General features: G+C 67.7%; 9 protein-coding genes. 2 read left to right on the top strand and 7 right to left on the bottom strand.

The annotated features are described in order from the left end of the window. Window positions 1–127 precede the first annotated feature (127 nt). The 7 genes from NBW77_RS03295 to NBW77_RS03270 form a co-directional block, all read right to left on the bottom strand. Window positions 128–3,253, bottom strand: coding sequence for a zinc ribbon domain-containing protein (locus tag NBW77_RS03295; RefSeq protein WP_250279251.1), 3,126 nt, complete (start codon window positions 3,251–3,253; stop codon window positions 128–130). Window positions 3,254–3,360: 107 nt separating this feature from the next. Further along, window positions 3,361–5,028 carry an Hsp70 family protein gene (locus NBW77_RS03290; RefSeq protein ID WP_131748249.1) on the bottom strand — a complete coding sequence of 556 codons (1,668 nt, stop codon included), beginning with the start codon at window positions 5,026–5,028 and terminating at the stop codon, window positions 3,361–3,363. Between the two features lie 51 nt (window positions 5,029–5,079). After that, complete coding sequence (locus NBW77_RS03285; RefSeq protein WP_250279250.1) at window positions 5,080–6,174, bottom strand: nucleotide exchange factor GrpE; 1,095 nt, start codon at window positions 6,172–6,174, stop codon at window positions 5,080–5,082. A gap of 37 nt (window positions 6,175–6,211) precedes the next feature. After that, on the bottom strand, window positions 6,212–6,901 hold the full coding sequence (locus tag NBW77_RS03280; protein ID WP_131748251.1) for a TerD family protein: 690 nt from the start codon (window positions 6,899–6,901) through the stop codon (window positions 6,212–6,214). A 116-nt stretch (window positions 6,902–7,017) separates the two neighbouring features. Continuing rightward, window positions 7,018–8,190: a DUF475 domain-containing protein gene (locus tag NBW77_RS03275; protein WP_131748253.1), complete on the bottom strand. Its 1,173-nt coding sequence runs from the start codon at window positions 8,188–8,190 to the stop codon at window positions 7,018–7,020. A gap of 91 nt (window positions 8,191–8,281) precedes the next feature. Next, a complete protein-coding gene (locus NBW77_RS22015) occupies window positions 8,282–8,416 on the bottom strand; it encodes a hypothetical protein (RefSeq protein ID WP_284346880.1) in 135 nt (44 codons plus the stop codon). A 106-nt stretch (window positions 8,417–8,522) separates the two neighbouring features. Beyond that, the gene (locus NBW77_RS03270; protein ID WP_131748255.1) at window positions 8,523–9,098 is read right to left on the bottom strand and encodes a TerD family protein; all 576 of its coding nucleotides are present in this window, start codon (window positions 9,096–9,098) and stop codon (window positions 8,523–8,525) included. A gap of 435 nt (window positions 9,099–9,533) precedes the next feature. Here NBW77_RS03270 and NBW77_RS03265 point away from each other — a divergent pair, with 435 nt between their 5' ends. Continuing rightward, window positions 9,534–11,519 carry an alpha-1,4-glucan--maltose-1-phosphate maltosyltransferase gene (locus tag NBW77_RS03265; RefSeq protein ID WP_131748257.1) on the top strand — a complete coding sequence of 662 codons (1,986 nt, stop codon included), beginning with the start codon at window positions 9,534–9,536 and terminating at the stop codon, window positions 11,517–11,519. Next, window positions 11,516–13,047, top strand: a 1,532-nt coding sequence (treS, locus tag NBW77_RS03260) for a maltose alpha-D-glucosyltransferase (RefSeq protein ID WP_250279249.1), incomplete at its 3' end; no start/stop codon positions are given. The genes NBW77_RS03265 and treS, both read left to right, overlap by 4 nt.

The following is a 13,047-nucleotide window of genomic DNA, read 5'->3' as shown; positions in this document are numbered from 1 at the left end:
CGTCAGGCTGGCCAGAACCTACATCGACGACCCGCGGCTTTGGAGCCCAGCCCGAAAACTTGTACACGGCTGTCATGCAGGCGACAACAGGTTTTCACTTTCCGCCACCAGGACTTCCGCGGTGGATTCAGCGAACGACCAGGGAGTCATCCGCCGGATGCCGGATCGCCACCCCGCCGGAGGCCTCTTGCGCGGCCAGGAACAACCGGACACCCCAGGGAAGCTGCGCGCCCTCGAGCGAGACCTCCAGCGTCCGCTCACGGGTCGGCGGCACCTGGGTGAGCGGTGCAGCGGGCACCCGAGCCAGCACGTGCCCCTCCCCTGCCGTACGGGGCGGGAGCACCCCCGGTCGCGCGATCAGCACCAGCGCGGGCAGCGGTCCGTCCGCAACCACCTGCACGCGCAAGGTGCGACGGCGCCAACCGGACCGGGTCACCGTGTAGGTGACCGTCCTTCCCGGATGCGGCTGGGTCACCGGATGCGGCTGGGTCACCGGACGGGCCAGGATGCCCGTTCCCAGTGGTAGTGCCGTCAGGGTTCCGCCGGTCCGGACCAGCGGGTAGCAGGAGACGAAGTAGGCCAAGCCGTCGGAGGGCGCGGCCAGGCGCCAACCGCCCTTGATCTCCAGACTGGTGTTGGTGACCTTTGCCTGGAAGGCGTTCGGGTCGTCAGGCCCGGTCGGGAGCTGGTCACGACGCCACAGCACCCGAGCCTCGGTGATCCCCGGCGGCATCTGGAAGAACAGCACTATCTCCTCGCCGCGGTCGTCCGCCCGCAGGTTCCGGATGCCTTCGGCGACCAGGTGCCGTACTGGACGACCGACCACGGCCCGGCCGTCCAGTACGGTCACCGGGATGTAGTCCAGCTCCCCGGCCGCCCGTGGGTCGACCAGGTTGCCGCTCACGCTCGACCCGACCAGCCGCACCGAATCGGCGATCTTCGCCGGATCGATCTCGGTGTCCTGCGCTCCGACCGGGTTCCCCGACCCGGGATCCGCCACGGACGCGGCGTAGATCCGCACCTGCGTTCCGGGCGCCGCGCCCCAGCGCAGCGTCGTGGTCCCCTTGTCGGTGCTGACCTCCAGGTCCCGGACCGCCCGCGGGCGTGGGGTGACCGTCACCGCGATCCGGGAGCCCCCGGTGCGCGCGGGATGGCCGTCCACGTCCTGGAACTCGACATAAGCCCGGTAGCGGTAGGTGACGCCCGGTTGGACGGCCGTGTCGACGTACTGGCCCGCGTTCGCCCTGATCCGACGCATCGGAACCTGCACCGGTGACGAATCGTCCACGGTCCGTTCGATCGTGACCGCGTCCACCGGGCCGTCGAGCCGCCATGACAGCTTCACCCCGTCACCGATCTGCTCCGCGCGTAGGCCCGCGACATCCCGCACCACCACGAGCCCGGGTGTGCGCACCGGAACCGAACGCCTGCTGCCCACGACCGCTGTCACCTCGTGACGGACCATCACCCCGGCCGGCACCCCCGCGTCGGAAAGCTCGGTGGACCAGGTCGTACCGAGGCTGCGTTCCCGGTCCCCGACCAGCCGGACCACCCGGTAGGACAGCGGCCCGACGGCCGAGGGAGAAGCCCTCCACCGCAGCACCACGGCACCGTCCTGCTCGATCGCGGTCAGTTCCTGCGGCGGCGCGAGGGGCAGCGCCGCCAACGCCGCCAACGCCTCCTGGCTGTCGGCCACGGTGGCGAGCACCGCCGCCAGGGCGCTTTCCTGCTCCTCGGGTGGCAGCGCCCGGGCCGCCGCGACCCGACGGCGGATGACGTCCTGGTAGGCGGTGAGCTCGGCGAGCACCTCATCGGGGGTTCGCCCGTCAGGACCGGGCACGTCGGACGCCTGGGCCGCGAGCCAACGGGCCCCGTCGGTGGCCGCGTCCTCCCGCCGGGCTTCACGGTCCTCGACCAGCGCCCGCCACCCGGCGTCCGCGGCGGCCAACGCCGCCTGCACCCGGGCGCCGAGCTCGTCGGCCTGCGCGGCCGCTGACCCGCCGACCGCGGCCAACACCGGACGCGCACCCGCCAGCAGCTCGGACGCCTGCCGGGGATGGCCGTTGTCCAGCGCCCGGCGGATCGCGGACAGGGCATCAGCCGCCTGCCGTGCCTGACGCATGCTGTGCCCGCAGAACCGGCACGCCACCGCGGCCGCCTCGGTGGCCCGCCCGCACGACGGGCAGGGCGTGTACAGCTCGGTGTCGCAGTAGCGGCAGACACGTGAACCGTCCACCGGTTCCGGACGGCCACAATCCGGGCATACCACGTAGTCGACGACGGCTCCGGTCGTCACGGCCGCGCCCAGGTCCCGGGCGACGTCGAGCAGCATGGCCTTGGCCTGCGCCGCGGACAGTCCTCGCCCGGCGGCGAGGACCTCCCGCACCAGCCCCTCGAACGCGGCCGGGCCCAGCTCTCCGTCGAGGACGGCATGCTCCTCGACCCGAGGCCGGATCTCCTCACGGGCGTCAGCGACCAGCCCGGCGGTGTAGGCGGCCGGGTCTCCGTCCAGCAACCTGGTACGCACCTGCGCGAGCAGGTCGGCGGTCACGGTCTTCTCCCGGTCGAGTGGGCGCCGCTGGTTGCGTTCCAGCAGTACCTCGCATGCCGCCTGGATCCGTCCGGGCAGGGAGTCGGCCGGCACCCCCAGCAACGCCCACAGGGACGCCGTACCGGCCCTGTCCCCGTCCCGGAGCTGCCGCAGCTCGATCAGACGGTCCCGGATCTGGCGCCGAACCCCGGGTGCGAGCGGCTCGGCCTGTTCGCCTGAGCCATCCTCGATCACCTGCTCGCGGACGAGGACCGCGTCGAACTGCTCGGCGGTGACCCCGTCGGCCGAGGCCAGCCGGCGCAGCCCCGCCACCCGGGACCTGGGCACCCCACCGAAACGCTCACGGACAGTGGCCAGATTCCGGGCCACCTTCGCCAACCGCTCGTCGTTCCCGCTGCGGCGCGCCGCCAGCACCCGGGTCCGGGCCTCCTCGCGGGTCGCCGCGTCCAGCAACGGCGCCTCCCACTCGGCCCGCCGACGCACCAGGGTCGCGGCCAACGTCGCGTACCTGGCCGAGTTCCGCTGCCGCTGCAGGAACGCGGTAACGCGGGCCAGGTGCCCGCGCACCTCCGCGTCGGTGTACGCGGCGTCCGGATCCAGCGCCGCGACGAAGAACGGATCGTCAAGGTCGAGCGGGGAACGACGTTGCAGCTCCGCCAGCACACGCTGGCGGTAGCCGCTGCCGTCGAACGCCGCGCTCACCGCCCCACCTTCGTTCCCACCGCAGAGCGTATGAAGCCGGTGCCCTGACATGACACCAACCTCGACGTTCACCATATGTACCGGACAGGTTCCAGATCTGCCGGGAACTACCGCTGCTTGAGCAGGGTGACCTTCTTCGTCTCCTCGTCCCGCATCGCCTCGCTGCCCACACCCGCGGTGACCTGGAGGACGAGCGGCCGCGTCGCGCCGGGATGGGTGGCGGTGACCTGAATCGTCTGGTCCGGGCGCATGAGGAACGTCACCTCGACGGGCGTACCGCGGGGATGGCCACCAGGGATGCCGGTGATCGCCCCTTCGACGATCACCTTGTTGTCCTCCGGGACGGACGACTCCGCGCTCGTTCCCTGTTCGAACACCCGGATGTCGACCTCCGTCTGGTCGTCGGAGATCGTGTAGAAGGTCTGGGTCGCCTCGATCGGCACCGGATCGTTGCGGTGTGCCAGGAATGCCGCGACCGCCTTGCCCTTGTCCTCGGCGAAGATACCGAACCCACGCGACGTCACATTGGTGATCTTCGTCTTCACCAGGTCCACGACCGCGGTGGTGGCCAGCCCGAAGTTGCCTGCCGCGCCGGACACCGACCGCGCGACGTCGGCCGGTGCCGCCGCGTCCAGACTCTCACCGACCGCGAGCTTGCCCTGCGCGACCAGGTCGTCGAGGACGTAACGCTCCAGTTCCTTCTTCTGTCCGAACACCGCGGCCCCCTTGGCCACGGCAAGATCAGGATCGGTGAGGCGCGGACTCAGACCGAAGTTCTCAGCCAGCTTCCTGGCAACCGCCGGGCTCTTGCTCATCCCGCCGACCAGCAGGCAGACATCCACGTGGTCGGCCCCACGCTCCCTGGCCCGAGCGAGCACCGAGCCGGTCAGGTCGAGCGTGCGCTGCAACAGGGACGCGGTGATCTCCTCGAAGTCCGCCCGGGTCACGGTCACGCTGGTACGCCGACCGCCGTGGACCACCAGCACATCGACGCTGTCCCGCCCTGACAGCGCGAGCTTCGCGTCCTCCGCCGACGTCAGCAGCTCCTGCTCGTCGTAGACGTCGTCGAGGGGGTCACCGGCGTCCGGCTGCGCATCGGTGAACCGCTGCGCGAGGAAGCGCACGAGCTCGGCGTCCCAGTCGGCGCCACCCAGCTCATGGTCACCATCGGTGGCGACAACAGTGATCGCGTTCTCCGACAGCCGGATGACCGTGGTGTCGAAGGTGCCACCGCCGAGGTCATAGACCAGCACGGTGGCGTCCACCGCGCCGTCCTGGGCGAACCCGTAGGCAAAGGCGGCGGCCGTCGGCTCGTTGATGATGTCGACGACGTTCAGGCCGGCAAGCACTCCGGCGAGCTTCGTCGCCTTGCGTTCCTCGTCACCGAAATAGGCCGGGACGGTGATGACCACGTCGGTTACCGGGCTGCCGGTCGCCCGCTGCGCATCCGCGGCCAGTGCCTTGAGGACGAGACTCGAGACGGCGGGCGCACTGTACTCCTCACCGTGCACGACGAACCGCCAGTCCGCTTCGCCCATATGCCGTTTGACCAGGCTCGCCACATCGTCCGGGCGTATCCGCGACTGCCGCTTGGCCTGCGTGCCGACGACGAAGGTGACGCCACCACCGGCCGCCTCGTCGAACAGCACCACCGACGGCGTCGTCGGCTGCGACTCGATATTGCGGATGACGTCGGGGCGTCCGTACTCGTCGACCTGGGCGATGCACGAATACGTCGTCCCCAGGTCGATTCCGAACACCTTTGTTCGCGCCATGAATGTCCCTCCAACGAACCGCTCGCCACCCAACAGTCCGGGCCACCTGGATCAGTGTGCCCGAAAGACCTCCACCTCAGCCGGGCGCACCACGGTCGACTCACCACGGACGAACCCTGGCTTGACGGTGCGGGCGATCGTCCGGTCCCGGCCGGGATCGTCCGTGCCGACGCGGCGCACACCGACGTGCCGGGCCGGGTCGAAGGGCATCCCCGGAACAGCCGTGTACGGGCGAACATCCGCGGCGACGTCCATGGCCTGCAGCAACTGCTTGCGCAGGATCCCGGCAACGCTCTGGCCGTCGTCCGCGCCGAGGCTTGTCATCTGGTCATGCAGCCGCATCAACCCACGCAGCAACGGCGCCATCGCCTCGGTCAGTTCACCCGCCCGCAGCCGGGCGTTCTCCGCGTGCAACCGGTCCACCAGGTCGGCGTCGTGACGACGCAGTCTGGCGAGCTCCTCGACCCGCTGGCTCAGGTCATCCAACCGGATGGTCGCTGCGGCGCCCGCAGCGGCGATGTCGGCAGCGACAGCGGCGACAGCCACGGCGGCGGACAGTGGCTGGTCGACGTCACCAACCGGCTCGTGCTCCCCCTGAAAGTCCGCGGTCGGCTCCGGCTCGGGCTCCGGCTCGGGCTCCAGCTCGAGTTCCGGCTCCGGCTCCGGCTCCGGCTCCGACTCCAGCTCCAGCTCGAGTTCCGGCTCCGGCTCCGGCTCGGGGTCGGGGTCGGGGTCGGTATGGCGAGCTTCCGCAGAGGGGTACTCGGACGAGTCTCGGTCATCGTCCGTTCCGCCAGGCGCCTCTCCCAGCACGTCGGCCGGTGCGAGGTCGTCCGCGAACCGCTCCGCGACCGCCGCACCCGGCTCGTCAGCCGCACCCGCCTCATCCGGCCAGGAGACCTCTGCATGCCGCAGACCGGCCCCGGCCCCGGACAGGTCCTGCGGGTGGCCGTTCTCGTCGCCGTCCACGCCGTCCACGCCGTCCTCGCCGTCATCCGCGCTGTCGTCCACGAGGTAGGCGGTGTGGTCAAGCGGAACCAGAGGCGGCGGGAACCAACGTGGGGCTTCGGCCTGCGGCTCCTGGCGCGGTCGAAACATCGAGTAGCGGCCGGAGTCTCCGGACGGTGGGGGTACAGGTCGAATCACGATTCGACCGTCCCGGTGCCCGCATCCGCCGCGCTGTCTACTTGCGTCCCGGTGTCCAGTTCAGACCCCATCCATAGGTTCGGTCAAGCTCCTGGTGACCGCCGACATAGCGCACCTCCCTGCTCACCACGAAGTCGTGGCCGCCCTGGTTGGTCAGCAGGGCGATCGCGCACATGCGGGCTCCGCCGGCCCGCTCGTCCAGCCGCACCTCGATCGGCGCGCCCCGGGCGGGGGTGAGCGTCACCACCGCACCCGCCTGGTCGAAGTTGGCGACACCCGAGTAGATGAAAGAGAAGACCAACAGCCGGCGGATCTCTCCGGCATGGGCGAGGTTGACGAACAGGTTCTCGCCACCGACGGCGGCCCCCGTCCTGTCATCGGCGTCGAGCTGGACGTACGGAGGCCCGTCAAAGGACCCGAACGTGTTCCCCAGCGCCTGCACCACACCTTTGCGGCCGTCGGCAAGCTCGTACATGCAGGCGAGATCGAGGTCGATACCGCCCTGCGCACCGGCCAGTATCCGCTTCAGGAAGCCGCCCGCACCACCGGCAGACGGCGTGGCACCCTGGGCATTCCAGTTGAGGTTCACGTGTAGACGCCCGCCGCCACCTTGCTTACTCAGAGAGACTGACGGTGCACTTTTGGTCAGGGTAACCTTACTCAGTGATACCGGCGGGGTCGAGCTGGATTCCTGGCCCGTGGACCGCTTGCTGTAGTCAATAGGCATGTCCGCTCCCTTGCGGTGGTTCTCCCTCCGCGAGTTTAGGCCTCATGGTGTGACGGCACCCGGCCCACGCCGATACCGCCCGGGCATCTTCGGTACTACCCCGGCCCGCTTCGGTACTACGAGCGCACCGTCGCGACCTCACGAGCCTGCTCGTCGGGATCTCCGTTCTCCCCCTCGACGGCGCGGGCCGCCCGATCCCTGTCGCGACGCAGGATGGACGACAGCAGCGCAACCCCGATGAATGCGACACCGACAAGACCCGTGATGATTTCCGGGACTTCGGTCTCGATGCTGATGGCGAGGATCACCGCAAGCGCGCCTATGGCGTAGTGGGCACCGTGCTCCAGGTAAACGTATTCCTGCAGGGTTCCCTTTCGGACGAGATAAACCGTGAGCGACCGGATGTACATCGCACCGATGCCGAGCCCGGCGGCTATCACAAAAATCTTCTGGGTAATGGCGAATGCACCCACTACGCCATCGAAGGAGAACGACGCGTCCAGGACCTCGAGATACAGGAAGAGGAAGAAGGCGGCTTTCCCGGATGCGAGGACCAGCGGATTCGGCCCGCCCGTGGACCCGGCCGCGGGTACCACCGCCACCTCGGCGGTATCGGTGGCGGCCCCGTCCTCCTGCGCGTCCTCCTCCGCCCCGACGCCACGCGCCTCGAAGAACTCCCCGAGACCACGTACGCCCAGGTAGGTGGCAAGGCCCGCGACGCCGGCGGTCAGCACCTGTTGGGTGGCGTGACCGGAGAACCCCTCGCCCACGATCAGCAGCGCGACAAGCCCGACCACGACCGACAGGACGTCGAGGTGCCCGGCCTTGCGCAGCGGCTCCTCGATCCAGCGGAGCCACTGGATGTCCCGTTCGGGATCGAACATGAAGTCCAGAAAGATCATGAAAAGGAAGATCCCGCCGAAGGCGGCGATCGATGGATGCGCGGCGTTCAACCGCGTCGCGTATTCGTCCGGGCTGTTCAGCGCGAGGTCGAGGACATCGAACGGCCCCAGGTGCGCGGTGAGCGCGACGATGACGATCGGGAACAGCAGGCGCATCCCGAACACCGCGATCACAACGCCCACCGTCAGGAAGATCTTCTGCCAGAACTCGTTCATGCGACGCAGGATCGTCGCGTTGATCACGGCGTTGTCGAACGACAGACTTATCTCAAGGACCGCCAGGATGGTAACGATGGCGGCGGCCTGCGGACCGCCGATCACGCCAGCCAGGGCGATACCGATCACGGTTACCGCGAGCGACCACCTGAAGATGCGCAAGGCATGCACGAGGACTCAGAACCTCCTCCGGACCGGGTCTGGCGCGGCACCGGGAGCACCACCGCGCCTCGACCCCGGTCCGGAGTGTCGAGGCATCACGTCAACTGCGCGTCAGTATGTCGAATGCACCGTGGTACGTCAGCCGCATCCTGGTGGTGAACTGCGCCGCAGCCTGGCGCAGGACTAGCGCGGCGATCGCCTTGCCGACGCCGCCCCACGGCCTGGTCCCGGGCATCGTAACCGCCCAAACCCGCGTCACGGCCCCCCGCGCCTGTTGTCGGCGTTGGGACACCGGCAACAGGCGCGGGGCACGGAGACGGTCCGAAGCTGTCCGAGCCGGATCAGACGTTGACCCCGTAGTCCCGGGCGATGCCCGCAAGCCCGGTGGCGTAGCCCTGGCCCACTGCCCGGAACTTCCACTCGGAACCATGCCGGTAGACTTCACCGAACACCATCGCAGTCTCGGTGGAGGCGTCCTCGGTGAGATCGTAACGCGCGATCTCGGCGCCCCCCGCACCGTTCACGATCCTGATGAACGCGTTGCGTACCTGACCGAAGTTCTGTTGGCGTGAATCCGCATCGTAGATCGAAACCGGGAACACGACCTTGTCGATCTCTGTTGGAAGACCGGCGAGACTCACGTTGATCGCCTCATCGTCCCCCTCCCCTTCGCCGGTCAGGTTGTCGCCCTGGTGCTCGATGGCGCCGTCCGGACTCTTGAGGTTGTTGAAGAAGATGAAGTGGCCGTCCGACAGGACCTTGCCGTCGGACCGGCAGGCAATCGCGCTCGCATCAAGATCGAAATCGGCACCGGTCGTGCTGCGCGCGTCCCACCCGAGGCCGACGACGATGTTCGTGAGGCCGGGGGCCTCCTTGGTCAGCGAAACGTTGCCACCCTTACTGAGGCTGACTCCCACTGTTCCTCCTGCTGTCGTTGCAATCGGGGCTGTCCTTATACGCCGGGGCACTGGCCGCCCTCCGCACCGAGCGCGACGCAGCCTACTGGACTCGATCACGCACACCCACGGCGACGTGGGGTCACAGGGACCTGTGTTCTGCGGGACGAACGGGACCCCACGAGGGTTCCCCCCGAGTGAGTCCGCCCGGCACGGGTATCCCCGAACGGAACCCGACAGTGGGTTCGGTTCACGCAGGGCAGTGGGCCCACCCGGCACACGCATCAACATGGAGACTTCGATCCGATGCCGACATCCCCTTCACCCGGCGGACCGCCTCCACACCACCAACACACCCCCACCCGGTGGTCCCACGCTGTTCACGTTGAGGTGCCCCCAACTGGTACAGGAGAGGCCGACTATCAAGAGGTGGTTCACCTGGATAAGGTCGCGGCGATGATCGGACGTTCGATAGGCCGGGTTGTCATCTCTGACATCAGCCCCGCCGTGTCATGTGGACACTGGCCGTCGCGGGCGGTGGAGGGTGAGATCCTTACCGTCGCCGCGACGGTATTTCGCGACGGGCACGATCTGATCGGTGCCAATGTGGCGCTGTCGGGTCCTGATGGCCGCGGGGTACCGTTCACGCGGATGCGGATGGTGGGAGCGGGCACCGACCGCTACGAGGCCGACGTCCGCGTCGATACCGAAGGCCTGTGGGGCTTCCGTATCGAGGCATGGGCCGATCCTGTGGCAACCTGGCGCCACAGCATCGAGATCAAGGTCGCGGCGGGCCAGACCGCGGACGAACTCTCGGTCGACTTCGAGGACGGCGCACGGATCCTGCTGCGGGCTCTGCCCGGGGTCCCCGAAAGCCGCCGAGCGGACGTCCAGCGAGCCATCAACACCTTACGTGACGACACTCTGACAGAGCCGCATGAGCGAATAGCCGCGGCACGCGATCCGGCACTCGTTGCGCTCCTTGACCGGTGCCCGCTGCGCGAGTTGATCACCCGTTCGCCCTTTTACCGGGTCTGGGTGGACCGGCCCCGCGCGCTCTTCGGAAGCTGGTACGAGCTCTTCCCCCGATCCGAGGGTGCGAGCCTGGACCCGCCGCGCTCGGGAACCTTCGCGACCGCGGCGCAGCGGCTACCCGCCATCGCCGCAATGGGCTTCGACGTGGTCTACCTGCCGCCGATCCATCCCATCGGCGAGGTCAACCGCAAAGGTCCGAACAACACCCTGGTCCCCGGGCCGGACGACCCGGGCTCACCGTGGGCGATCGGAAGCGAAGCCGGCGGCCACGACGCCGTCCACCCGGACCTCGGCACGATCGAGGACTTCGACGACTTCGTCTCCCGGACTCGGGGGCTCGGCATGGAGGTTGCCCTCGACCTCGCCCTGCAGTGCGCCCCCGACCACCCGTGGGCCAAGGCACACCCCGAGTGGTTCACCGTGAAGAGCGACGGCTCCATCGCCTACGCGGAGAACCCGCCGAAGAAGTACCAGGACATCTACCCGCTCAACTTCGACAACGACCCGGTCGGGCTCTACCACGAGGTACTGCGCGTCGTCCGGTACTGGACCTCGCACGGTGTACGGATCTTCAGGGTGGACAATCCCCATACCAAGCCGGTCCAGTTCTGGGAGTGGCTCATCGCCGAGGTGAAGTCGACCGAACCGGACGTGCTGTTCCTGTCCGAGGCGTTCACCCGTCCGTCCATGATGCAGGCACTCGCCAAGGTCGGATTCACCCAGTCCTACACCTACTTCACCTGGCGTAACACGAGGCCGGAGCTTGAGACCTACGGGCGAGAACTGCTCACCACCGCCCATTACATGCGCCCGAACTTCTTTGTCAACACCCCCGACATACTTCCGGGATATCTTCAGGACGGTGGTGCCGCGGCATTCAAGATTCGGGCGGTGCTGGCATCGATGATGTCCCCGACGTGGGGGGTCTACGCGGGTTACGAACTGTTCGAGAACGCACCGGTCCGGACCGGTAGCGAAGAGTACCTGGACTCCGAGAAGTACCAGTACCGGCCGCGGGACTGGGCTGGCGCCGAAGCGGCAGGACGTTCGCTGGCACCATATTTCGCCACACTCAACCGGATACGGCGCGAACATCCGGCAATGCGTTGGCTACGCAATCTCCGCTTCCACCATGCGGACAGCGAAGAGATCATCATCTTCTCCAAGCGAGTCGGGGAGGATCGGGACGACGACCGTGTCCTGGTCGTCGTCAATCTGGACCCGCACCAGGCGCGGGAGACGACCGTACGCCTCGACATGCCCACTCTCGGCCTTGAGTGGTGGGACACATTCGACATTCACGACGAGATCAGCGGGGCGAACTACACGTGGGGGCAAGAGAACTACGTCCGGCTGGACCCGGCCACGGAGCCGGCCCACATATTCACCTTCCGGCACCGGACGTGAGCGCCGGCGACACCCGTTCCGGCGACACGACTCCGGAAACCACGACTCCGGAAACCACGGTATCGGAGACCACGGCCGAGGAGCCGTCGCGTGACCCGATGTGGTTCAAGCGGGCGGTTTTCTACGAGGTCCTCATCCGGGGCTTCGCCGATTCTAATGGAGACGGCACCGGCGACCTTCGCGGGCTCACCGACAAGCTCGACTACCTGAGCTGGCTCGGCGTCGACTGCCTGTGGCTGCTACCCATCTACGAATCCCCGCTGCGGGACGGTGGATACGATATCTCCGACTATTTCCGTGTCCTGCCGGAGTTCGGGGACCTCGGTGACTTCGTCACCTTGGTGGACGAGGCCCACCGGCGGGGCATCCGGATCATCGCGGACCTGGTCATGAACCACACGTCCGACCAACATCCATGGTTCCAGGCGTCCCGGACCGACCCGGACGGCCCGTACGGCGACTTCTACGTGTGGTCGGACACGGACGAGAAGTTCCCCGAAGCGCGGATCATCTTCGTCGACACGGAGAAGTCGAACTGGACCTGGGACCCGGTGCGCGGGCAGTACTACTGGCACCGCTTCTTCTCACACCAACCCGACCTGAACTATGACAATCCAGAAGTTCAGGAAGCCATGCTCGAGGCACTCCGGTTCTGGCTGGACCTCGGCATCGATGGGTTCCGGCTGGACGCCGTCCCCTACCTGTACGTGCGGGAGGGGACGAACGGCGAGAACCTGCCGGAAACCCACGAGTACCTGCGTCGGATTCGCAAGGAAGTGGATGCGAAGTACGCCGACCGGGTCCTGCTGGCCGAAGCGAATCAGTGGCCGTCGGACGTGGTCGAGTACTTCGGCAACGACGACGAATGCCACATGGCGTTCCATTTCCCGTTGATGCCGCGCATCTTCATGGCGGTTCGGCGGGAGTCCCGCTATCCCATCTCGGAAATTCTCGCGCAGATGCCGGAGATCCCGCCGAACTGCCAGTGGGGAATTTTCCTGCGTAACCACGACGAGCTGACCCTGGAAATGGTCACCGACGAGGAACGCGACTACATGTACGCCGAGTACGCGAAGGACCCGCGGATGAAGGCGAACATCGGGATACGCCGGCGACTCGCCCCGCTGCTCGACAACAGCCGCGACCAGATGGAGCTGTTCACCGCGCTGCTGCTTTCACTGCCCGGCTCGCCGGTCATCTACTACGGCGACGAGATCGGCATGGGTGACAACATCTATCTGGGTGACCGGGATGGCGTCCGGACTCCGATGCAGTGGTCACCGGATCGCAACGCCGGTTTCTCGACGAGCGATCCGGCCCGGCTCTACCTACCGCCCATCATGGACCCCGTCTATGGTTACCAGGCGCTCAATGTCGAGGCCGAACAGAGGATGCCGACGTCCTTCCTGTCCTGGACCCGACGAATGATCGAGGTACGGAAGAGGCATCCGGTCTTCGGTCTCGGCACCTACGAGGAACTGCCCGCTTCCAATCCGTCCGTCTTCGCCTTCGTGCGGGAGTTCGGCGA

This window comes from Frankia sp. Cppng1_Ct_nod, from assembly GCF_920656135.1.
Taxonomy (GTDB): domain Bacteria; phylum Actinomycetota; class Actinomycetes; order Frankiales; family Frankiaceae; genus Protofrankia; species Protofrankia meridionalis.
Note: the sequence above shows the minus strand (reverse complement) of the source record. Positions and strands in the feature narration are given on the sequence as shown.